General features: G+C 73.2%; 16 protein-coding genes. 6 read left to right on the forward strand and 10 right to left on the reverse strand.

Annotation, left to right across the window (positions count from 1 at the left end; genetic code table 11):
• Nucleotides 1-171: 171 nt before the first annotated feature.
• Nucleotides 172-1,761, reverse strand: a complete 1,590-nt coding sequence (gene purH / locus OG199_RS17870; RefSeq protein WP_356797341.1) for a bifunctional phosphoribosylaminoimidazolecarboxamide formyltransferase/IMP cyclohydrolase — start codon at nucleotides 1,759-1,761, stop codon at nucleotides 172-174.
• Nucleotides 1,758-2,378: a phosphoribosylglycinamide formyltransferase gene (purN, locus tag OG199_RS17875; protein ID WP_356797343.1), complete on the reverse strand. Its 621-nt coding sequence runs from the start codon at nucleotides 2,376-2,378 to the stop codon at nucleotides 1,758-1,760. Before purN ends, purH begins: the two co-directional genes overlap by 4 nt.
• Nucleotides 2,379-2,761: 383 nt before the next feature.
• Here purN and OG199_RS17880 point away from each other — a divergent pair, with 383 nt between their 5' ends.
• Entirely contained in the window at nucleotides 2,762-3,628 is an 867-nt protein-coding gene (locus OG199_RS17880) for a hypothetical protein (protein ID WP_405830263.1), read from the forward strand.
• Nucleotides 3,629-4,033: 405 nt separating this feature from the next.
• Here OG199_RS17880 and OG199_RS17885 read toward each other — a convergent pair whose 3' ends face one another.
• On the reverse strand, nucleotides 4,034-5,710 hold the full coding sequence (locus tag OG199_RS17885) for a DUF6350 family protein (RefSeq protein ID WP_405830265.1): 1,677 nt from the start codon (nucleotides 5,708-5,710) through the stop codon (nucleotides 4,034-4,036).
• 84 nt (nucleotides 5,711-5,794) lie between these two features.
• Between OG199_RS17885 and OG199_RS17890 the strand changes: the two genes are divergently transcribed.
• Nucleotides 5,795-7,165, forward strand: a complete 1,371-nt coding sequence (locus OG199_RS17890; protein WP_405830267.1) for an RNA polymerase sigma factor — start codon at nucleotides 5,795-5,797, stop codon at nucleotides 7,163-7,165.
• An 83-nt stretch (nucleotides 7,166-7,248) separates the two neighbouring features.
• On the opposite strand, the gene sucD is transcribed toward OG199_RS17890, so the two are convergent.
• The 6 genes from sucD to OG199_RS17920 form a co-directional block, all read right to left on the reverse strand.
• Nucleotides 7,249-8,133 (reverse strand): succinate--CoA ligase subunit alpha, encoded by an 885-nt coding sequence (gene sucD, locus OG199_RS17895; protein WP_168529780.1) that lies wholly within the window; start codon nucleotides 8,131-8,133, stop codon nucleotides 7,249-7,251.
• 21 nt (nucleotides 8,134-8,154) lie between these two features.
• Nucleotides 8,155-9,333 carry an ADP-forming succinate--CoA ligase subunit beta gene (gene sucC, locus OG199_RS17900; protein WP_266700923.1) on the reverse strand — a complete coding sequence of 393 codons (1,179 nt, stop codon included), beginning with the start codon at nucleotides 9,331-9,333 and terminating at the stop codon, nucleotides 8,155-8,157.
• A 529-nt stretch (nucleotides 9,334-9,862) separates the two neighbouring features.
• On the reverse strand, nucleotides 9,863-11,107 hold the full coding sequence (locus OG199_RS17905; RefSeq protein WP_405830270.1) for a hypothetical protein: 1,245 nt from the start codon (nucleotides 11,105-11,107) through the stop codon (nucleotides 9,863-9,865).
• A gap of 155 nt (nucleotides 11,108-11,262) precedes the next feature.
• Nucleotides 11,263-12,579 (reverse strand): vWA domain-containing protein, encoded by a 1,317-nt coding sequence (locus tag OG199_RS17910; RefSeq protein WP_405830271.1) that lies wholly within the window; start codon nucleotides 12,577-12,579, stop codon nucleotides 11,263-11,265.
• A complete protein-coding gene (locus OG199_RS17915; protein ID WP_405830273.1) occupies nucleotides 12,576-15,029 on the reverse strand; it encodes a DUF5682 family protein in 2,454 nt (817 codons plus the stop codon). The genes OG199_RS17910 and OG199_RS17915 overlap by 4 nt, the downstream gene beginning before the upstream one ends.
• Nucleotides 15,030-15,172: 143 nt before the next feature.
• Entirely contained in the window at nucleotides 15,173-16,372 is a 1,200-nt protein-coding gene (locus tag OG199_RS17920; RefSeq protein ID WP_405830275.1) for an AAA family ATPase, read from the reverse strand.
• A gap of 135 nt (nucleotides 16,373-16,507) precedes the next feature.
• Between OG199_RS17920 and OG199_RS17925 the strand changes: the two genes are divergently transcribed.
• Both OG199_RS17925 and OG199_RS17930 read left to right on the forward strand, forming a co-directional pair.
• Nucleotides 16,508-17,863: an SWIM zinc finger family protein gene (locus tag OG199_RS17925; RefSeq protein WP_405830276.1), complete on the forward strand. Its 1,356-nt coding sequence runs from the start codon at nucleotides 16,508-16,510 to the stop codon at nucleotides 17,861-17,863.
• Between the two features lie 121 nt (nucleotides 17,864-17,984).
• A complete protein-coding gene (locus OG199_RS17930) occupies nucleotides 17,985-19,631 on the forward strand; it encodes a DUF5691 domain-containing protein (protein ID WP_405830278.1) in 1,647 nt (548 codons plus the stop codon).
• 170 nt (nucleotides 19,632-19,801) lie between these two features.
• Here OG199_RS17930 and OG199_RS17935 read toward each other — a convergent pair whose 3' ends face one another.
• A complete protein-coding gene (locus tag OG199_RS17935; protein WP_099942951.1) occupies nucleotides 19,802-20,218 on the reverse strand; it encodes a cobalamin B12-binding domain-containing protein in 417 nt (138 codons plus the stop codon).
• Nucleotides 20,219-20,712: 494 nt separating this feature from the next.
• On the opposite strand from OG199_RS17935, the gene OG199_RS17940 reads away from it, so the two are divergent.
• A complete protein-coding gene (locus OG199_RS17940) occupies nucleotides 20,713-21,588 on the forward strand; it encodes an esterase/lipase family protein (RefSeq protein WP_405830280.1) in 876 nt (291 codons plus the stop codon).
• Nucleotides 21,589-21,864: 276 nt separating this feature from the next.
• Nucleotides 21,865-23,427 carry a peptidoglycan DD-metalloendopeptidase family protein gene (locus OG199_RS17945; protein ID WP_405830282.1) on the forward strand — a complete coding sequence of 521 codons (1,563 nt, stop codon included), beginning with the start codon at nucleotides 21,865-21,867 and terminating at the stop codon, nucleotides 23,425-23,427.
• Nucleotides 23,428-23,469: the final 42 nt, after the last annotated feature.

Below are 23,469 nucleotides of genomic sequence, written 5' to 3' on the forward strand. Positions count from 1 at the left end.
GCCCAACTGCCCACTACCCCATGCCCACTGCCTGCTGCCCGCTGTCACCGACACCGGTCCGCCGACGCGCTGACGGCGGTTTCCAGCCCTCCCGGAAGGGGAGCCGGAAACCGCCGTCGGACGTGTGCGATCAGCGATCGACGTCAGTGATCGATGATGAGCAGCCGGCGCTCAGTGGAAGAAGTGACGCGTCCCGGTGAAGTACATCGTGATGCCGGCCTTCTTCGCGGCCTCCACCACCAGCTCGTCACGGACCGAACCGCCCGGCTGCACCACGGCCCTGACACCCGCCTCGGCGAGGATCTCCAGGCCGTCGGGGAAGGGGAAGAACGCGTCCGAGGCGGCGTACGCACCGCGGGCCCGCTCGGCGCCCGCCCGCTCGACCGCCAGCTTCGCGGAGTCGACGCGGTTGACCTGGCCCATGCCGACGCCGACCGAGGCACCGTCCTTGGCGAGCAGGATGGCGTTGGACTTCACCGCGCGGCAGGCCCGCCAGGCGAAGGCCAGTTCGTCCAGCTCGCCCTGGCCGAGCGCGTCACCGGTGGCCAGCGTCCAGCTCGCCGGGTTGTCGCCGTCGGCCTGGAGCCGGTCGGTGACCTGGAGCAGCGCGCCGCCGTCGATCTGCTTGACCTCGACCGGGTTGGCGGGCGCCCGGTGGGCGCGCAGGACCCGGATGTTCTTCTTCTTGGTGAGGGCTTCGAGCGCGCCGTCCTCGTACTCCGGCGCCACGATGACCTCGGTGAAGATGTCCGCGACCTGCTCCGCCATCTCCTTGGTCACCGGCCGGTTGACCGCGATCACGCCGCCGAACGCGGAGAGCGGGTCACAGGCGTGCGCCTTGCGGTGCGCCTCGGCGACGCTCGAGGCGACGGCGATGCCGCACGGGTTGGCGTGCTTGATGATCGCGACGCAGGGGTCCTCGTGGTCGTACGCGGCACGGCGCGCGGCGTCCGTGTCCGTGTAGTTGTTGTACGACATCTCCTTGCCGTGCAGCTGCTCGGCCTCGGCGAGGCCGCCCGTGCCGTCGACGTACAGCGCGGCGCCCTGGTGCGGGTTCTCCCCGTAGCGCAGGGTGTTCTTCCGCTCGTAGGTGTGCCCGAGGAAGTCGGGGAAGCCGCTGGTGTCGGCCGCGGCGTAGTCGTCCGCGAACCAGGAGGCGACGGCGACGTCGTACGAGGCGGTGTGCTGGAAGGCCTCCGCCGCGAGCCGCTTGCGGGCGGTGAGCTCGAAGCCCCCCTCCTCTACGGCGGCCAGGACGGCGGCGTAGCGGTCCGGGCTGGTGACGACGGCGACGGACGGATGGTTCTTTGCGGCCGCCCGCACCATCGAGGGACCGCCGATGTCGATCTGCTCGACGCACTCGTCGGGCGTCGCGCCCGAGGCGACCGTCTCACGGAAGGGGTAGAGGTTCACCACGACGAGGTCGAACGGCTCGACGCCGAGCTCGGCGAGCTGCTCCCGGTGGCTGTCGAGGCGCAGGTCGGCGAGGATGCCCGCGTGGACCCGGGGGTGCAGGGTCTTGACACGGCCGTCGAGGCACTCGGGGAAGCCGGTGAGTTCCTCGACCTTGGTGACGGGGACGCCGGACGCGGCGATGCGGGCGGCGGTGGAGCCGGTGGACACCAGCTCGACACCGGCCTCGTGCAGCCCGCGCGCGAGCTCTTCGAGCCCGGTCTTGTCGTAGACACTGACGAGCGCGCGCCGGATGGCCCGCCTGGTGCCCGCAGTGCCCTCGGCCGTGACTGTGCTGTCGGCGGTCACTGGATAACTACCTTTCGTCCCTCAATGCGATAGCCGTTGCGGGCGAGCCGCCCCACGACATCGACGAGCAGTTCTCGCTCGACTTCCTTGATGCGCTCGTGCAGAGCGCTCTCGTCGTCCTCGTCCCGGACCTCGACCACGCCCTGAGCGATGATCGGTCCGGTGTCGACGCCGTCGTCGACGAAGTGGACGGTGCATCCGGTGACCTTCGCGCCGTACGCGAGCGCCTCGCGCACACCGTGGGCCCCGGGGAAACTCGGCAGCAGGGCGGGGTGCGTGTTGACGAACCGCCCGCCGAACCTGGCGAGGAATTGCTTCCCCACGATCTTCATGAACCCGGCGGAGATCACGAGGTCGGGCTCATGGGCGGCGACCGCCTCGGTGAGCGCCGCGTCCCACTCGTCCCGGGTGCCGTAGTCCTTCACGCGCCGGACGAAGGTGGGCAGTCCCGCCCGCTCACCGCGCGCGAGCCCCTCGATGCCGTCGCGGTCGGCGCCGACCGCCACGATCCGGGCCCCGTAGCCCTCGGGCCCTGCCTCCGCGACGGCGTCGAGCAGTGCCTGCAGATTCGTGCCTGATCCGGAGACCAGCACGACGAGGCGCTTGGCCTTGGCCACGACGGGGCCCTTTCTCGGGGGAGCGTTTGTACGGTCGTACGAATGCTTCGCGCCCCGGGATACGGGGAAGTCTACGAACCGGCCGACCGTCAGCAACGATACCGGCACACCGGGCAGCCCCCACGGGACGGGGGCGTGGCCGGAAGGTAGCGTCTGGGGAGGAACCTCCCGGGAACACCGTTCGGCATGGGGAACGCCCTGTGTCTGCGGGACGTTGACCAGGGACGGACAGGAACATCCGGGGCAGACGCCCCGGGGACGAACGTCCGGGGTACGAACCCTGGGTGCGAGTCCTGGACAGCAAACCCGGGGTACGCGTCGCGAGCACGAAGCCGTGCGGACACGCCGCCCGCCAGAACCACCAAGGGGAAGACGCACACCTGATGCCGGACCGCAGTCTCCGACTCCCTCCGCTCCTGCTGCGCGAGCGGCGCCCTTCGCCCACCCCGCCGCGGGAGAACGGGGACACGCCCTCGGGCAGGGGCGACTCCTCGGGCGGACGCGACTCCTCGGGCGGGGGCGGCTCGGCAGGTGGGAGCGGCTCGGGGTCCGGCTCCGGCTCCGGCTCCGGCTCCGGCTCCGGCTCCGACGACCACAATCCTTTCGCGCCGCCGCCGGAGGGCACGCCCGACCGGCCCTGGCAGCCCAGACGGCCCGCGGGCGGACAGGGCGGCGGACAGGGCCCGGACGAGAACGGCAGCGGCTCCGGACAGCACTCCCCCTGGGGCAGCCAGTGGAGCGACCAGCAGCCGGGCCGCTCGAGCGGCGGCGGCTTCGGTGAGCGGCCCGGGGCGCCGCAGGGCCAGGGCGGCCCGGAAGGACCCGGTGGCGGTCCTGCCTCCGGAATGCGCTGGGACCCGACGGACCCCGCCCAGCGCCGGGCACGCTACGCGCTGCTCTCCGGCATGTGGGCCTTCTTCTTCGCCCTGTTCAGCTGGCCGTACGTGGCCCTGCTGCTCGGCGCGCTCGCGCTGTACTGGGGAGTCAGCGCCCTGCGCGCCAAGCCCCGCAAGCCGGACCCGGACGCGCCGGCACCCGACCCGAACAGCCGCCCCCAGACGACCGCGGCCGTCAGCGGCCTCGTCACCGCGTCCCTCGCCATCGCCATGGTCGCCGCGATGTTCTCCGCGCAGCTCGTCTACAGCGACTACTACTCGTGCACGAACGACGCGCTCACCAATGCGGCGAAGCAGTCCTGCAACCAGCTTCTGCCGAAGGAGCTGCGGGGTGTGCTGGGGACACAGAACTAGCGCGTCCCCACCTCCGAGGGCTGCCGCCCCCGGCCCCCCCGCTCCGGTCTGAACGGCCTTGTCCCCAATCGCCGGACGGGCTGGAGGCGCGGGACCACGCCGAAGCCTTCGGCGTGCGAGCCCGCGCTGGACGGCTCCGCACGGGCTGGAGGTGCGGGCCTGGACTGGAGGCTTCGGCGTGCGCTGGAGATGTCGGCATCTGCGGGATGGCGGGCCCGCGCTGATGGGTCGCCCTCGAAGGTGACGTCCGGGCTCACGCATTTCAGCCCGTCCGGCGTTTGAGGACGAGCCCTTCGGGCGATGGGGGTCCAGGGGGCGGAGCCCCTTGGCGGGGTCTGGGGCGGAGCCCCCAGGTACGGGATGGGTCGGGTAGGGGCGGCGGGGGCGAGAAACCCGTGCATTCCCTCAGCCCTCCGAATCCGGATCCCGCACCTCCACCGACGACGACGCCTCCCGCAACGCCGCCCACCGCGCCTCCCGCACCACATCCTCGTGCCACGACGCCATCCCCGGGTCGTCGTCGGACGGCAGAAGGTCGTACGGCGCATGACTGGGATCCCGTTCACCCTCCGGCTCCGGCACAAGGACCGACCCCCCGACCGCCTGCGCCCCCACCGCCCCCACCCCCGGCCTCGACGCCGACTCCTGCGCCCCGTCATCCCGCGCCCGCCACGAAGACCACGAAGACCACGACAACCACGCCGGTACGGACAGCACAGGCACCACAGGCACCAAAGACGCCCAGGAAAGCCGCCGAGGCCCCCGCCCGATTCCCGGCACCACCGCCCCCAGCGGAACCCCCACCCCCACCGTCCACACCATCACGGCACCCCCCACCTGCCACCACACCGGCCCGAAGTGGGCCAGCGCGCCGACCCCCAGCGGTCCGCCCGCCAGCCCGGCGAGCAGCGCCATCACCAGACCGCAGAGGACACCCGCGACCCCCACCCCCGCGACGACCCGCCCCCGGGACCAGCCTTCGTCCCCTGCCCCTGGCCCGGCCCCGGCCCCGGCCGCCGCACCCCCGCGCCCCCCGGCCGCCTTCCGCAGGAACCACACCACCGTCACCCCGGCCGCCACCGGCACCCCCGCCCCCGCCCAGCTCCACGGCCCCCCGGCCGCCGGCACCGCCGCCAGCAGCGGAAACGGCGGCAGCAACGTCCCGGGCGCAGCCGCGTACAAGGGCCCCGCGACCTGTCCGGCCCCCAGCACCACACCGGGCCCGAGTCCGTAAGCGGCCCCCCACACCGCCGCGTTCGGCACCAGTGCCAGACAGAGCAGGAGTACGGCGAACCGCCCCGACCACACCGCGGTGAGCTGCTGGAAGGACTCCCGCGCCAGATCGCCGTGCCACACCAGCGACACCCCCACCAGCAGCGCCCCGCCCCCGACGAGCACCGCCGCCCCGGCGAGCGCCGCCCGTGCCGAAGCGCCGAGCCACCGCCTGACCCACGGCGCCGGCAGCTCGCCGGTGGCCCAGCGGCGCACCCCGGCGGGCAACGGCCGGCGACCGAGAGCCCGGCCCACCCAGAACGGGACCGGCCCGCGCGGGTGCCCGTACGCCGTCCACACCCCGGCCCCCGCCGCGCTCGCGGTGAGCAGTGGCAGGCACAGACCCGACCATGCCCAGGACGGCCGCAGTTCGCCGCCCGCGGTGTAGAGCAGCGCCGCCGCGCTCAGGGTCAGATAGCCCGCGACGGTCCCGGCCCACACGGTGCGTCCCGAGGCCCCGGCGTCGGCGTCCGCGGCGTCGCGCGCCGCGCGGTGCAGCAGCCACACGGGGAGCAGCGCCAGGAGCAGCGGGGTGAGACCCACCGGCATGGGCAGGCCCGACAGGGTGTCGGTGCGGGCCAGCTCCACTCCGTGCGCGAGCAGCCACAGCGCGGCGGCGACGTGCAGCGCGCCACCGGGCCCGCTGTCCGGGTACGGCGAGCTGATCCAGAGCATCATGACGAGGACGGCGAGCGAGCCGAGCCCGAGCCCCGCCGCGAGCGCACCGCCCAGAAATCCGGCGGCCAGTCCGGGTGATCGGCGACGCATCCGCGTGATCAGGAGCGACAACGAAAGCCTGTGGTCGGTCATCTGTGTCACCCGGTCATGCTCCCAACGACACGCGCTTTCTCGTCGTAACAGGGAAAGCTTGGATGTGTCGCTCAATATGCAGCTATGTACCTTTTCGTACGGAAAGGCAGCCCTGAGGGGTCCGCAACGACAGGAGACTCCGCGACTCCCCTGCCCGGCCGCGAGGAGCGCCGCCGACTGCGCGAGGCCAAGTCGCTGAGCCACGCCGACATCGCGGCCGCGGTGGGCGTCACCGCCGCGACCGTACGCTCGTGGGAGTCCGGCCGTACGACACCGTGCGGCCGCGAACGGGAGGCGTACGCGGAGCTGCTGAACCCCCATGAGGTGACCGGCCGTCAGGAGGGCGTCCGCAGCGTCCCGGACGACCTCGACGACCTCGACGGCCCCGGAGTCCCCGACCGCCCCGGCGCGTCCGGCGACCGTCCGAGCGGACGTCTGAGCAGCCGGACCCCCCGCCGTCGCGGCGACGGCGACGGCGAGCAGGCCGCACGTCCGGGCGACGCACGGGACGAGGCCGTCCCCGTCCTGGCCGGTGTCGCCGCCGGCCCCGAACAGCCGCCCCCCAGGCCACCGCGGCCGCAGGCGGCGCACACCGGCTCCGAGACGAATCCCGCGGCCGGGCCCGGATGGGGTCCCGGATACCAACCCGTCCCGGTCGGCCTGACGCCCGCTCAGGCCTTCGACGAGCTCTACGGGTTCTGCGCCCCCGCCCTCCTGCGGCAGACCTATCTGCTCACCGGGCGGCGCGAATTGGCGTGCGAGTCGGTGGAGCGGGCCTTCCAGTCGGCCTGGCAGCGATGGCCGGAGGTGGCCGTGGACCGGGATCCGGCGGGGTGGGTGCGGGCGGTCGCGTACGAGTACGCCCTCTCGCCCTGGCACCGGATCCGCCCGCGGTACCGGCACGAGGAGCCACCGCCCGCCGACCCAGCCGACCGCGAGCTGCTCTCCGTACTCCTGGAACTGCCGCCGATGCACCGGCGGACCCTGCTGCTCTACGACGGTGTCGGACTCGACCTGCCGGAGACCGCGGCCGAGACGGAGGCGAGCACGCCGGCCGCGGCCAACCGGCTGCTGCACGCGCGCGAGACCGTGGCCACCCGGCTGCCGGAGCTCGCGGCGCCCGAGCAGCTGCACCGCCGGCTCGCCGAGGTCGCCGGGACGGAACGGCTGCGGGCCGGGAAACCCTTCATGGTCCGCTGGAGCAGCGAGCGCCGGGTCCAGCGCTGGACCCGTGCGGCGATGGCCTTCACCGCCGTCTTCATCGGCATCACCTCGCTGACCCTCAGGGCCGCCCCCGACCACTACGAACCGCCCCTCGCCCCGGGGGCCACGGTGACCGGTCTGCCTCCGCGGATCGCTCCGGGGCCGCTGTCCCATGAGGAACTGGCCCTGCGCGCCCGGCTCAAGGCGACGACGGCGAGCGGTCCGGAGCGGCTGGTCCCGGATCCGCGGTGAGAAGGCGGACGGGCCCGGATCCGCGGTGAGAACGCGGACGGGCCCGCACCCCAGGGGGTGCGGGCCCGTCTCGCTGTTGCGTGTCAGCCCTTGAGCAGTTCGCGCGCCAGCTTCGCCGTCTCGGTCGGCGTCTTGCCGACCTTGACGCCGGCGGCCTCGAGGGCCTCCTTCTTCGCGGCGGCCGTACCGGAGGAGCCGGAGACGATGGCGCCGGCGTGGCCCATGGTCTTGCCCTCGGGCGCGGTGAAGCCCGCGACGTAGCCGACGACCGGCTTCGTCACGTTCTTCGCGATGAAGTCCGCGGCCCGCTCCTCGGCGTCGCCGCCGATCTCGCCGATCATGACGATCAGGTCGGTGTCGGGGTCGGCCTCGAACGCGGCGAGCGCGTCGATGTGCGTCGTCCCGATGACCGGGTCGCCGCCGATGCCCACGGCGGAGGAGAAGCCGATGTCACGGAGCTCGTACATCATCTGGTACGTCAGCGTGCCGGACTTCGAGACCAGGCCGATGCGGCCCGGCTTCGTGATGTCGCCCGGGATGATGCCGGCGTTGGACTGGCCCGGGGTGATGAGACCGGGGCAGTTCGGGCCGATGATGCGGGTCTTGTTGCCCTTCGCCTTCGCGTACGCCCAGAAGGCGGCGGAGTCGTGGACGGCGATGCCCTCGGTGATGACGACCGCGAGGGGGATCTCCGCGTCGATCGCCTCGACGACGGCGGCCTTCGCGAAGGCCGGCGGCACGAAGAGGACGGAGACGTTGGCGCCCGTCTTCTCGATCGCCTCGGCGACCGTGCCGAAGACGGGGATCTCGGTGCCGTCGATGTCGACGGACGTGCCCGCCTTGCGCGGGTTCACGCCACCGACGATGTTCGTGCCGTCCGCGAGCATGAGCTTGGTGTGCTTCATGCCCGTGGCACCGGTCATGCCCTGGACGATGACCTTGCTGTCCTTGTTGAGGAAGATAGCCATGGCTGTTTAGTCCCTCGTCCCTTACTTCGCAGCCGCGAGCTCGGCGGCCTTGTCGGCCGCGCCGTCCATGGTGTCCACGCGCTGGACCAGCGGGTGGTTGGCGTCCGAGAGGATCTTGCGACCCAGTTCGGCGTTGTTGCCGTCGAGACGCACGACCAGCGGCTTGGTGACTTCCTCGCCCTTGTCGGCGAGCAGCTGCAGCGCCTGGACGATGCCGTTGGCGACCTCGTCGCAGGCGGTGATGCCACCGAAGACGTTGACGAAGACGGACTTGACGTCCGGGTCGCCGAGGATGATCTCCAGGCCGTTCGCCATGACCGCGGCGGAGGCGCCGCCGCCGATGTCGAGGAAGTTGGCGGGCTTCACGCCACCGTGGTTCTCACCGGCGTACGCGACGACGTCCAGGGTGCTCATGACGAGACCCGCGCCGTTGCCGATGATGCCGACCTCGCCGTCGAGCTTGACGTAGTTGAGGTTCTTCGCCTTGGCGGCGGCCTCGAGCGGGTTGGCCGCCGCGTGGTCGACGAGCGCCTCGTGGTCCGGCTGGCGGAACTCGGCGTTCTCGTCGAGGGAGACCTTGCCGTCGAGGGCGATGACCTTGCCGGAGGCGACCTTGGCGAGCGGGTTCACCTCGACGAGGAGGGCGTCCTCCTTGATGAAGGTGTCCCACAGCGTCACCAGGATCTCGGCGACCTGCTCCGCGACCTCGGCCGGGAACTTCGCCTGGGCGACGATCTCGCGGGCCTTCTCGATCGAGACGCCCTCGTTGGCGTCGACCGGCACCTTCGCGAGAGCGTCGGGGTTCTCCTCCGCGACGACCTCGATCTCCACGCCGCCCTGAACGGACGCCATGGCGAGGAAGGTGCGGTTCGTGCGGTCGAGGAGGTAGGAGACGTAGTACTCCTCGACGATCTCGGGCGCGGTCTCGGCGATCATCACCTTGTGGACCGTGTGGCCCTTGATGTCCATGCCGAGAATGTCCGTCGCGCGGGCGACGGCCTCGTCCGGGGTGGCGGCGAGCTTGACGCCGCCGGCCTTTCCGCGACCACCGACCTTCACCTGGGCCTTGACGACGGACTTGCCGCCAAGACGCTCGGTCGCCTCGCGGGCTGCCTCAGGCGTGTCGATGACTTCACCGGCCAGCACCGGTACACCGTGCTTGGCGAAGAGGTCCCTCGCCTGGTACTCGAACAGGTCCACGCGCGTCCGTCCCTATCAGTGATCTCGCGGTTCGTTGGATGCGTGGGCGTGCCGCGAAGGGCAACGTGACGTCCGCTGTCACAAGGGAGGCGCACACGGTGTCCGAGCGCGCGGCATGTCCGTCCCGCAGGTTATCGCCGCAGGACGTGGGTCCCTAAATCGCAGATCACACCTGAGCGGTGATACCTGTCACAGATCCTGCCGGCCCCATGGCGGGGCAGGGCCTCACCGGGCTGGGGTTGGCCCGGTGAGGCCCCTTGAACAGGCCCTTGAGGGGCCCAGGACGGGTGCTCCCCACCCCAATGGGGACCACCTGTCCCGTCCGCGGGGTACGGCCGGACGGGTCCGACGGTTTTCGGCCGTCCGGGGCTGCGGCCCCGCGGAGTCTCAGGTGTGTACGGACGAGTCAGGTGTGCCGGGTGCGCGGGACGGCCGGCTCGGTCATGCCCCGGACACCCCCTCGCGGGGGCGCGGGGCGGGACGCGTGCCGTCCTCGCGGGGGCGGGTCACCGACCGGGGAAGGAGGGTCCTAGCCGGGGAAAAGGGGAATGTCCCGGTACCTGTCCCGGGTTCCGGCCGCGGTCACGGCCTCGGACGTGCCGGACACGAGCCGCAGCGGCGCGCGGTGGTCCGGGGTGACGGCATGCGCGTCGCCGTGCCGCGACACCCCGCTGTCGACAGCGGGCCGGTCGCCCGGCGTGCCCGAGGAGTCACCGGCCGGTGCCTGCCGGGCGGGAGCCGGTCCTGTGGCCTGGCCCCGGCCACCGTGGTGGCCGTCGTGGCCAGGTCCCGCGTGCGCGGCACCCGACTGGACGTCCACGCCGAGGACCGCGGGACCGTACGCGAGGACAGTCGCGGAACCCGGTTCCCTGCCGGCGGCGCGGGGTGCCACCGGGTCCGGGACCGGCACGGCCGAGTGGTGCGGGTGGTCCGGATCCGCGGGCGGAAACTGTTCGCCGTCCCCCGTGCTCGGAGGCGGGAGCAGACCCGGGGGCGCGGGCGGGGACGGAAGCGACGGGACTGCCCGCACCGGCGGCACCGCCGGGAGTGCGGGGAGGGGCGGAAGGGTCTTCGGCAGGGATGCGGCCAGTTCCCCGGTGAGCGTCTCCGCGAGATCACCGACCGGCCGTACGACGGTGTCGGCAACCGGTCGTACGACGATGTCGGCAACCGGCCGTACGACGCTGCCGACCGCCTCGGTGACCAGGGAGCCGGCGCGGTCGGCCGACGCCGGTACCCGGGGTGTCTGCGTCGGTGCCGCGGGGTGCTTCCGCCGTGGCTCCCCGAGCTCCCCCGACTTCTGGAACAACTCCCGCTTCTGGAACAACTCCCGCTTCGGCTGCGGCTTCTGGCCCGGTTGGGCCTTCTCGCTCGGCCGCGACTCCTGGCCCGCTTGAGCCTTCTGGCCCGGTTGGACCTTCTCGCTCGGCCGCGGCTTCTGGCCCGACTGTGCCTTCTGGCCCGGCTGCGCCTCCTGGTTCGGCTGCGCCTCCTGGTTCCGCTCGGCCGAGTTGTCCGCGGGCTGGCCGGCGGCCGGGGCTCCGGCGGTCGCGGCGAGGAGCGGCTGCGTGGCCCGCTCGGCCGCCGAAGTCACCTGCGTCGTCAGGGCCGTGGGCGTCCGTCCGTCCGCGGCGCGTGCCTGTTCCCCGCAGAGGAAGCCGAGCGCGAACACTCCGCCCACCAGCAACGACGCCTGCAGCGCACGCCGCCCCGCCGCCGTGCGCAGCAGGCGCAGAGCGGCACCGGCGACGGGCGGTGCGGCGGTCGGGATCAAGACGGGAAGAGCCTCCGTGCGGCGGGGCCGGACGGTACGGGACAGAACCCTGCGCACCGTTCGATTCGAGAGGCGATGATCCTCGCACGGAACTCCCGCGGTTGCGCAAGCCCCCTGTTACCGATGGGTATTCATGTCCGGTTTTTCGGCTCTCGTCATACGGCGTCGGGCACGGGAAGCGGACGTTTCTCGATCGCCGCCGCCATCACGTCGGGAAACAGATCGGGTGTGCAGGCGAACGCCGGTGCGCCCAGTGCCGCGAGTGCCGACGCGTGCTCACGGTCGTAGGCCGGCGTCCCCTCGTCGGACAGCGCCAGCAGCGTCACGAACTGCACCCCCGACGCCTTCAGCGCCGCCACCCGCTTCAGCATCTCGTCGCGTATGCCCCCTTCGTAGAGGTCGCTGATGAGCACGACCACGGTGTCGGCGGGCCGGGTGATCCGCGACTGGCAGTACGCGAGCGCCCGGTTGATGTCCGTACCGCCGCCGAGCTGCGTGCCGAAGAGGACGTCGACCGGGTCGTCGAGCTGGTCGGTGAGGTCGACGACGGCCGTGTCGAAGACGACGAGCCGGGTGGCGAGGGACCGCATCGACGCGAGGACGGCCCCGAAGACGGACGCGTAGACGACGGACGCGGCCATCGAGCCCGACTGGTCCACGCACAGGACGACCTCCTTCCTCAGGGACTGCGAGGCGTGTCCGTAACCGATCAGCCGCTCGGGAACGACCGTGCGGTGTTCGGGCAGGTAGTGCTTCAGGTTGGCCGCGATCGTGCGGTTCCAGTCGATGTCGTGGTGGCGGGGGCGGTTGATGCGGGCGCTGCGGTCGAGGGCCCCGGAGAGCGAGGCCCGGGTACGGGTGGCCAGCCGCTTCTCCAAGTCCTCGACGACCTTGCGCACGACGGACCGCGCGGTCTCCTTCGTCGTCTCCGGCATGGCCTTGTTGAGGGAGAGGAGGGTGCCCACCAGGTGCACGTCGGCCTCCACCGCCTCCAGCATCTCGGGCTCCAGCAGCAGGGCGGACAGTCCGAGCCGGTCGATCGCGTCCCGCTGCATGACCTGCACGACGGACGACGGGAAGTACGTCCGGATGTCCCCGAGCCAGCGCGCGACCGACGGTGCGGACGCCCCGAGCCCCGCCGAACGGTCCCGCCCCGACCGCGTCGCGCTCCCCTTCCCGTACAAGGCGGTGAGCGCGCCGTCCATCGCCGCGTCCTGCCCGGCGAGGGCGCGTCCGGTGCCGTCCGCCTCGTCGCCCCCGAGCACGAGCCGCCAACGCCGCAGCCGCTCGTCGGCCGAGGCGCTCGCACCGCGCACGCCGACCGGCCGCGGCACGTCGCCCGGTCGGGCCGCGTCGCCGAGTCGGGGCGGGTCGGCCGGCCGGAGCACGTCGGCCGTCTGGTCTGCGTCAGTCGGACGGGGCGCGCTGCCGGGTCGGGCCGTGTCGGCCGGGTCCAGCGGTACTGAGGTCATCGGTCCGCCCCCACAAGGTCGTCGGCGCCGGCGGTTTCGCCGGCGTCGGTTTCGCCGGCGTCCGCGTCGGCGGATTCGTCGGCGCCGGTGGTTTCTTCGTCGTCCGGCCCGAGCAGCAGGCGCAGCACCGGGAGGACGGCGTCGGCGCGCCCGGCGTCCAGCTCGGGGGCGAACCCGGGTATGCCGGAGGCGGCGGCCGCGGCGCTCCCCCGCGCCCCCGGGCCGCGCCGGACCAGCTCCCCCAGCGTCCTGCGCACCCCGGCCTCGTACGCCGAGAACGTGCGCCGCAGCAGCGGGAGCACATCGGTGAACGCCTCCGCCGGTACCCCCGTCAACCACGCGTCGACCAGTCCGAGCAGCCGCTCGTCGTGCACGAGCAGCATGCCTCCCCCGGAGCCGCCGCCTACGAACCCCTCGATCCACGCGGCCGCGTCCCCCGGCTCCGTGCCCGGCGACAGTACGAGTCCCATGAGCCGGGCGGCCTCCTCCTGTCCCAGCTCGCCGTCGTCCAGCAGCAGTCGCACGGCCCGTCCACGGAGCACACCGGGGACGGTGTCGCGGCCGGCCAGCACCCGCAGCACGGAGTGCCAGCGACCGCGCATGCCCGTGCCGGGCGGTCCGTCGACGGACGGTCGCACCGCGACCGTCTCTCCCAACAGCCCCGTCTCTCCCAGCAGTCCCACCGCGCCGTGCACCGCGTCCACATGGCGCCGCATGTCCTCGGCGGCCTCGGCATCGAGTGCCACGCAGGCCGGCGGGAGACCGACGAAGATCCGCTCGGCGAGGCCCGCGGCGACCTCGGTGAGAGCGTGGGTGTCCGTGCCGCGAACGTCCCCGTAGCGCAGCGCGCGGACCAGCGCGGGCAGCGCCTGGGCGAGGTGGCCGACGTCCGTGTCCAGGGCGGCCCGGTCGGCGAGGACCCGCATCACCACCGGCAGGGCGTCCGAGAGTCCGGCGAGCAGACAGCGTTCGGCGAGTGCCGTGACGTCGGCCAGGGCGGGCGCGGCGACGGCGTCCGCCTCCGCTCTGGCGGTCGCCGCGGACAGCACGGTCGTGCCCCACACCCCGGCCTCGGCGACCCGCACGGACAACTCCGGCTCCCAGCGGAGCCGCCAGGTCTCCCGGAAGGTGCCGGTGCTGCCGCGGGATGCGGCGGTCTCGCCCCAGCCGATGCCGAGCAGCCGCAACCGGTGCAGGAGCCGGCTCCGCGCCGCGTCGGTCTCGCCGCGCAGGTCGAGCTCCATCTCCCGCTCCAGCGACTCCGGTTTGATCCGCAGCCGTTTCTGGAGCCGGGCGAGGTCGCGCTGGAGCGGCACCGCGGGGGCGGACCGCGGCACCTCGCCCAGCGCGTCGCCGACCACGAGCCGGTCGTGCACGAGCCCCAGGGGCACGTCCGAGCCCTCGCACATGACGGCCCGTACGGCGTCGGTGGTCTCGGTCAGCCCGGGCAGCGGGCGGCCCCGTACGGCGGCGAGGGTGTCGGCAAGCCGCACCGCCTCGATGACGTGCGCGGCGGAGACCATCCGGTCCTCGTCGCGCAACAGCCGGGCCACCTTCGTCATCCACCGCTCGACCGGGCGGTCGGGGGCGCCGAAGAGGTGCCCGTACCAGCCCGGCGAGTCGATGCCCGCGCCGTACCCGCCGGACCGGGACAGCCTGCGGTGCGTCCACGGCACCCACGTCATGTCGGTCTTGGCCTTGGGCAGCCCCTTGAGCAGCGCCCGGTCGGCGGCGACCGTGGTTCTGCGGCGCAGCGCGGGCACGTGCCAGGCCCCGCACACCACGGCCACGTCGTCCCCGAACTCGCGCTGTGCCGCGCGCACCTGGAGCCGCATGTACGCCTCCCGCTGCGGATCCCGGTCGTGTCCGCCGCCCCCGTACGCCTCCCGCAGTGCTCCCATCGCCTCCTCCAGCACGGCGAACGGCGCGAACGGATCGGTACCGGCCCCGCTCCGGTGCTCGACCGCGTCCTCCCACCAGCGCTCGGGATCGTCGTGACCGGCCGTCCCGGCGAGCACGGCGAGCGGGTCGATCCGCACGGCGTCGCCTGCGGGTTCGACAGGTTGGGCGGGTTCGGCGGGCTCGGCGGGTGACAGGGGCGGTTCCTCCTTCTCCCATGCCAGCGTGTGCGTCGCCGGCAGGTCGATGAAGCGGGCCGGGACACCGTGGTCCAGCGCCCACCGGATCGCCACCCACTCCGGGGAGAACTCGGCCAGCGGCCAGAAGGCGGACCGGCCGGGCTCGTCCACCACATGGGCCAGGAGCGCGACCGGAGGACGCATGTCCGGGTCGGCGGCGAGCGGAATGAGCGCGTCGGCCTCCGGAGGGCCCTCGATCAGGACCGTCAGGGGTGTCGCGGCGTCCAGCGCGGCCCGCACGGCACGCGCCGAGCCGGGCCCGTGGTGCCGCACCCCCAGCAGCAGCGGCCCGGCCGCCCGCGCGGGAGGCACCCGATCCGCCCCCGCTCCGACCGCACGCCGCGTCCCCTCCCGCCCACCGGGCTCCTCCGCCCCTTCCCCAACGTCGAGTTCCTCCCTCTCCGCCCCTTCCCGAACGACGGGCTCCTCCCTCGCCGCCCCCTCCCGTGGTCCGGTCACGCGCTCACCTCCCGGCAGGCCCGGTAGAAGTCCTTCCAGCCCTCGCGCTCGCGGACGACCGCCTCCAGGTACTCCTGCCAGATCACCCGGTCGGCCGCCGGATCGCGGACGACGGCGCCGAGGATGCCCGCGGCCACGTCCGAGGCGCGCAGAACGCCGTCGCCGAAGTGGGCGGCCAGCGACAGCCCGCCGGTGACGACGGAGATCGCCTCGGCGGTGGACAGCGTGCCGCTGGGCGACTTGAGTTTCGTACGCCCGTCCGCCGTCACTCCGTCGCGCAGCTCACGGAAGACGGTGACGACCCGGCGGATCTCGTCGACGCCGTCCGGGACCGAAGGGAGGTCGAGGGAGTGGCCGATCTGGTCGACGCGGCGCGCGACGATGTCCACCTCGGCCTCGGCACTCTCCGGCAGCGGAAGCACCACCGTGTTGAAGCGCCGGCGCAGGGCGCTGGACAGCTCGTTCACCCCGCGGTCGCGGTCGTTGGCCGTGGCGATCAGGTTGAAGCCGCGGACGGCCTGGGTCTCCTGGCCCAACTCCGGTATGGGCAGGGTCTTCTCCGACAGGATCGTGATCAGTGTGTCCTGTACGTCCGCCGGGACACGGGTCAGCTCCTCGACGCGGACCGTCATGCCCTCGGCCATGGCGCGCATGACCGGACTCGGCACGAGCGCGTCCCGGCTGGGGCCGTGCGCGAGCAGGCGCGCGTAGTTCCACCCGTAGCGGATCGCCTCCTCCGGTGTGCCGGCGGTGCCCTGCACCAGGAGGGTCGAGTCGCCGCTGACCGCCGCGGCCAGGTGCTCCGACACCCAGGTCTTCGCGGTGCCGGGCACGCCGAGCAGCAGCAGGGCGCGGTCGGTGGCGAGGGTGGTGACCGCGACCTCGACGATGCGGCGCGGGCCCACGTACTTCGGTGTGATCTCCGTGCCGTCCGGCAGGGTGCCGCCCAGCAGATAGGTCGCCACCGCCCACGGCGACAGCCGCCAGCGGGCCGGGCGGGGCCGGTCGTCCTGCGCGGCCAGCGCGGCGAGTTCGGCGGCGAAGGCGTGCTCGGCGTGCGGTCGCAGCACCTCCCCCGCCGGCCCGGCGGTGCCCCCCGTGCTCCCGTCGGCGCTGTCGCCCGGGGCCGCTCCCCCGGCCTGTCCCGCGGGTGCGTCGACGGACGTCGGTTCCACGGACTCGATGGACACGGTCATGGCTCGGTCCCCCCTCCAGCTCGGCCGGTTCGGATCTGGTCCCCACCGTGCACCACACCACTGACAATCCGCTCTGACCTGCGCAGACGTGCTCGCGAAGGTCGATTGTCAGTGGTGGGACCTACCTTCGACGACATGACTCAGCAGGGGGTGCGCTGGACGGCGGATCAGGTGCTGGCACTGGCGCCTGACGAGGCGTCACGCAGAGCGGGCAGCAAGCTCGGCACCGCCGGACCGTGGTCGGAAACAGGCAGTTCTGACGAGGGGACGCTATGGGGACTGTGCAGAGGAAGCGGCAGCACGCCTTATCGGACGGTCGTCGACATCGCGGACTCCACCGGGCCCGCGTACACATGCAGTTGTCCGAGCCGGAAGTTCCCGTGCAAGCACACGCTGGGACTGCTCCTGCTCTGGGCGGGCGAGGACGGCACGGTGCCGCGGGGACCCGTGCCGGACTGGGCGGAGCGATGGACGGAGGGGAGAAGGGAGCGAGCGGCGGCGACTCGGACGACGGACGCGGCATCTGGGACGGCGTCACCGGCTGACCCGGAGGCGGCCCGGCGCCGGGCGGAGCGCCGGGCCGCGCGGATCACCGCCGGGGCGGGGGAGTTGGAGCGGCGGCTGGCCGACCTGCTGCGAGGCGGCCTCGCGGCGGCCGAGCAGGCGGGGTACGGGATGTGGGAGGAGACGGCGGCCCGCATGGTCGACGCGCAGGCGCCCGGACTGGCCGCGCGGGTGCGGGAGTTGGGGGCGATCCCCGCCTCCGGTCCGGGCTGGCCCGTCCGGCTGCTGGAGGAGTGCGCGCTGCTCCATCTCCTCGACCAGGGCTGGCTGCGCCGGGAGTCGCTGCCGGACGGTCTGGCCGCGACGGTCCGCTCCCGGGTCGGTCTGTCCGGCCCGGCGGGCGGCCCTCCGCTGCGGGACCGCTGGCTGGTCCTCGCCCAGTACGACACGGCGGACAGCCGACTCACCACCCGCAGGATCTGGTTGTACGGCGCGGAGTCCGGCCGCACGGTCCGGGTCCTCTCCTACGGGGCGGCCGGCCGGCCGCCGGAGCTGACCCTGCCGGTGGGCCTGGCCTTCGAGGCGGAGGTGTCCGCGTACCCGGGCGCGGGACAGCTCCGGGTGGCCCTGGGCGAGCGGTTCACCCTGCCGGCGCCCACGCGCACCCGCCCGCCGGGAGTGAGCACACCCCGCGCGGCGGCCCGCTACGGCGACGCCCTGCGGGACGATCCCTGGCTCGACGCCTGCCCGGTCACGCTGTCCCGGGTCATACCCACCCCGGACGGGGACGCCTGGCAACTCGCGGACGCGGACGGTGACTTCGCGCTCCCCCTCACGCCCTCGGCGCTTTCCGGCCCCGGGCTGTGGCGGCTGGCCGCCCTCTCCGGCGGCGCCCCCGTCACCGTCTTCGGCGAGTGCGGTCACCGTGGCTTCGCTCCGCTGACGGCCTGGCCGGAGGGGACGGGCGAGGCGGTACGGCTGTGCTGACCCGCGACACCACGTCCACCGCCGGCTTCCCCCTCCCGGACACCGCCCGCTTTCCCCGGCTCTGCGCCCCGGACACCGCTCGCTTTCCCCGGCTCTGTGCCTCCGTACGGAAAGGACGTTCATGAACGCGACCTCCGCCTCGACGGGCGCGCCCGTCGAGGGCTCCTGGGACGAGCTCGTCACCGTGGCGCTGCTCGGGACCGAGCGGCGTACACCGCCCGCGTGGGCCGCCGGGCGCGAGGTACCGGTGGCCGTCCTGGACGCGGCCGCCGTGGCGACCCTGCGGCGGCGGGCCGGCATGCGGCCCGGCCGGGCGGCCGCCCGGCCCGAGCCCGCGGCGCCGGACCCGCGACGCCCCCTCCCGCCCGCCGCGGCCCACCGCCTTGGTGTGCTGCTGGCCGACCGGCCCGGCACCGCAGGTGGCCGCCGGGGCGCGGCCCCCGACCTCATGGAACTGCTGCCCCAGTGGCTGGCGCTGGCCAACGCGCACGGTTTCGCGGCTCCTCCGGAAACGCTGCCGGCCCTCCTCGACGCGGCCCGGGGCCGTACGGATCTGCGGCCGGCCGCGCTGGCCTTCGCCGGACCGCGCGCGCTGTGGCTGGCCCGGCTGAACCCCGACTGGCGGTTCGCCTTGCGTTCCATGCCGGGGGGCGGCGCCGCGCTGCCCGGCCCCGACGAGCCCGAGCGTACGGAACGGCTGTGGCAGGAGGGCCTGTTCGCCGAGCGGGTCGCGCTGCTCACAGCGCTGCGGGCCCGGCGTCCCGCGACCGCGCGCGAGCTGCTCGCCACCACCTGGGGGACGGAGCGGGCCGAGGACCGGCTGATGTTCCTCGACTCGCTGCGGTCAGGGCTGGGGCCGGCCGACGAGCCGTTCCTGGAGAGCGCGCTCACCGACCGCAGCCGCAATGTCCGGGCCACGGCGGCGGAGCTGCTGTCCGCGCTGCCCGGTTCGGCGCTGGCCGCCCGGATGGCGGCACGGGCCGGTTCGTGCGTGGCCGTCGACCGCACGCAGGGGACGCCCTCGATCGTCGTCGAGGCGCCGCACGAGTGCGACGCGAGCATGGAGCGGGACGGTGTTGTACCGAAAGCTCCGGCGGGACGAGGGGAACGGTCGTGGTGGCTGGGCCAGTTGGTCGAAGCAGCGCCGCTCGGGACGTGGCCGCGGCGGCTGGGGGGACGTACACCGGAGGAGATCGTCGCGCTTCCTGTGGCGGACGACTGGCGGAACGAACTGCACGCCGCGTGGTGCCGGGCTGCGGTACGGCAGCGGGACCCCGGATGGTCCCGGGCGCTCCTCGGCGCGCCCTCCGCCCCGGAGGCCGGCGGGCCGGGGGCGGTGTCGCTGGCGGAGCGTTCGAAGCTGCTCGCCACGCTGGGTCCGGCCGAGCGGGCCGAGTGGGTGGCGGGGTTCATCGCCACGCACGGCCTGTCCGAGGCGTTTCAGCTGCTGGGGGTCTGTGCCGTGCCGTGGGCGGGGCCCCTGGGGCGGGCGGTGGTCGACGCGCTCGACATCGCACGCGACGCGGGGAGTTATCCATGGAGCTTCAGTGGGGTGATGGGGCTGGCCGAGCGCTGCCTGGATCCGCTCGAAGCGGGTCGGCTCGACGCGCTCACGGCGATTCCCGACGAGACGGAGAACGCGGCGCCGGGGGCAGGCGGCTACTGGTCGGAAGCTTTCCAGCGCCTCGTCACCACGTTGCGGCTGCGTGCGGAGATGACGGCGGAGCTGGCGGTGCCGGAACCCGGACGTCCGCCGACGACGCCCTGAACACCGGGGCCGGGGCCGCCAAGTGCCGGAAGGCCCCCGGCGCCCCGTCAGGGACGCGGGGAACTGCGCGGCCGACCCCCACCCACCCGCGGACAACGACCCCCCACCCGGGGACGGGCGAGGGCGGCCAGGGCAGAACGCCGCCCGCGCCGCCCCCTGCCGGCCAGGCGCTACGCTCCCGCGGGCTGCCGTACGTTCGCCCGCACCCACTCCACGATCGACCCGGTCGTCGCACCCGGCGTGAAGATCTCGGCGACACCCTTCTCCTTGAGCGGAGCGATGTCCGCCTCCGGGATGATCCCGCCGCCGAAGACCTTGATGTCCTCCGCGTCACGCTCCTTGAGGAGATCGATCACGGCGGCGAACAGCGTGTTGTGCGCGCCGGAGAGGATGGAGAGACCGATCGCGTCGGCGTCCTCCTGGATCGCGGTGTCGACGATCTGCTCGGGGGTCTGATGGAGCCCGGTGTAGATGACCTCCATGCCGGCGTCGCGCAGCGCCCGCGCGATCACCTTGGCCCCCCGATCGTGGCCGTCGAGCCCCGGCTTGGCCACCACCACGCGGATCGGACCGGCTGCCACACCCATCACTGCCTCCATGAACGGACCACAACGACCCGTACCGACACGTATCGAACATTCCGCCGCTCGCCGCACGGGACGCACCTCTGCGGCACGGGCGCCCCGCACCGCACCGGCCGGGGAAGTGAACGAACGTTATCGTCAGATCCGTGCAAACCACAGTTTCCCGCTGAAGAGCGAGGGGGAAATCACACGGTGGGACACATTCGCCGCGCATCGCTCCGCGCTTCAGCGGCACACGCGCCGCAGGAACCTGCGACGCGCGGGCCACGACCGGAACCTGCGCAAGGAGAGCCGCCAGCAGGTGGTGACACCGGCACCGCGCCGACGAGGCGCGGCGACGGTGCGGCACACCGGCGGGAGCACGACGGCAGGGACTCCCGCCGCGCCACCGGCGCACCACGCGTCGCGAACGCACCGTCGGCCTCCGCCACCCCGGCTTTCCACAAGGGCACACGGGGGACAGAGCGGTCCCTTCGGGTGTCGACTGGAGGTCGGCCATGAAGGTCACCGGGACAGAGTCACCCGTTCTCCCGCTCCGTCAGCGCCTGTTGCCAGGCAGGCCGACAGGCCTCTCGGTGGCCCTGCTGAAGGCGACGGCGCTGGAGATCGCGATCCTCGCCGGACACCTCCTCCTCTATCCCTCCGGCATCGTCCAGGAGCGCCGCACCTCTCCCGCGCCCGCCCCGTCCGACGCCACCCGGCTGCCCACCGGGACCAAGCCCCCGGTCGTCCTGCTGCACGGCTTCATCGACAACCGCTCGGTCTTCGTCCTGTTGCGCCGCAACCTCGCGCAGCACGGCAGGCAGCACATCGAATCGCTCAACTACTCACCGCTGACGTACGACATCCGCACCGCGGCGGAGCTGCTCGGCCGGCACATAGAGGACATCTGCGAGCGCACGGGGCGCGACCAGGTGGACATCGTCGGACACAGCCTCGGCGGACTGATCGCGCGGTACTACGTGCAGCGCCTCGGCGGCGACCTGCGGGTCCGCACGCTGGTCACGCTCGGCACACCGCACTCGGGCACCCGGGTCGTCCCGCTGATGAACGCCCACCCGATCGTCCGTCAGATGCGCCCGGGGTCCGAAGTGATCAGGGAGCTGCGCGAGCCCGCGCCCGACTGCCGTACGCGTTTCGTGAGTTTCTGGAGCGACCTCGATCATCTGATGGACCCACTGGAGACCGCCGCCATCGACCACCCGGACCTGCTCGCACAGAGCGTGCAGGTGAGCGGCATCGGGCATCTCGCGCTGCCGGTCCACCCCGCCGTCGCCACCGGGATACGGCAGGCGCTCGACAGCGAGGAGACGGCCGTCCGCACCACCGCCGCGGAGGCCGTGGCCGAAGCCGGCGGCCTCACCGTGGCGTGACGCCCCCGGCCGATCCCCCGTCCGGCCCCTCTCCTGACGGCCGGAGAGGGCCCGGACGGGGGTGGGACGGGAGTCGGACACGGGTCAGAAGGCGCCTCAGTTTCGAACATTCATCGAACGCCAGGCCAAGCCCGTGCCCGCACTCCCCCGAAAGACGGCCGAATGCCCGTTTCCTGCGAGGAGGAAACCTGCCGAAGATTGTCGCGCCCGCATACCGCCGGGTACAGTCGCCGCACTGCTCTGCCAGCCCCTGTTGTCGAGGCGAAAGAGAAGTTGGTGAACGACCGTCACCCGTCGGGGACCGTGACCCCCCCGGCTCCGGCTTCCGATGCCGCCTCGGCGCCCTACGCGTCGTACGCCGGCCAGGAAGTCCAGTACGGCGACTTCACCCTGTACGACGGCTACAACGGAACCGGCGCCTACGCGACCGCGAGTTTCGCGACCGACCCCCTCTTCGGCGACATGTCGGGCGGCGACGGCACGGGTTCGTACGACGCGACGCAGTGGAACACCGGCGGCCACCAGACCCCGGCCTACGACCCGTACGCCGCGCAGCACCAGACCGGGTACGACACCGGCGGCTACGACACCACCGCCTGGGCCACCGGCTACCAGCAGCTCGCCGACATCCCCGCGCAGCATCCGGGCCCCGACGCCACGGGCCAGTGGGACGCGGCCGCCTGGCTCCAGGCCGAGCAGGCCGGCCAGACGCAGCAGTGGAGCGCCCCCACCCAGGAGACGGGTGCGTACGACGCCACGCAGTGGAACACCGTCGGTGACCACGACCCGTACGAGGCCTACGAGCACCCCCATCAGGGCGAGTCGCACGAGCACCGGGCCGCCGACCCGTACGAGCACCAGGTCGCGGCGGAGTCCTACGAGCACCAGGTCGCGGCGGACCCGTACGAGCACCAGCCCTCCGTCGACCCGTACGAGCAGCAGGCCGATCCCGAGCCCTTCGACCAGCAGGCGACCGCCACCTTCGAGCAACTGCCGGACGCGTACGACTTCGAGGACGCCGATCCCGCGCACGAGACGCCGCTGCTCGACGACATGGAAGAGGTCACTCCGGCCCCCCGTGCCGCGAACCGTCCGGCGTCCCGCTCCCGTCGCCGCTCCCCGGCCAAGCGTTCCGCACTGCTCACCGTCGCCGTGCCCTCGGCCTGTGTGATGGGCGTCGCCGGTATCGCCGCCGCCTCCGTGGGCACCATGGGCGGGGACGACACCAAGAACACGACGGCCAGCGCGTCCGACGCGACCGCGGTGAAGCCGTCCACCGCCAACAACAAGCTGGACACCCAGCTCCAGAGCCTGTCCGCGGGTGCGGACGACTTCGCCGACCGGGCCAGCCGGACCCAGGAACGCATCGACCTCAAGGCCCAGCAGGCCGCCGAGCGGCAGAAGGCGGTGGCCGAGGCGGCCCGCAAGGAGCGGCTGCGGCCCAAGTTCGTCCTGCCGGTCACGCAGAAAGGACTCAGCGCCTACTTCGGTCAGGCGGGGGTCAACTGGATGTCCGTGCACACGGGCATCGACTTCCCCGTGTCGTACGGCACGACGGTGATGGCCGCGACGGACGGAACCCTACGGACGCAGTGGAACAGCGCGTACGGGAACATGGCCATCCTCACCGCGAAGGACGGCACGGAGACCTGGTACTGCCACCTCTCCAGCTACAAGGTGCCGTCGGGCACCGTCGTGAAGGCCGGTGACCAGATCGCGTTCTCCGGGAACTCCGGGAACTCGACCGGGCCGCACCTGCACTTCGAGGTCCGACCCGCGGGTGGTTCGGCCATCGACCCCCTGCCGTGGCTGCGCAGCCACGGCCTGGACCCGACGTGAGCACCGCCGCGACCCACTCGCCGTGACCCACGCGTCGTGATC

The organism is Streptomyces sp. NBC_01176 (genome assembly GCF_045039825.1).
GTDB lineage: Bacteria > Actinomycetota > Actinomycetes > Streptomycetales > Streptomycetaceae > Streptomyces.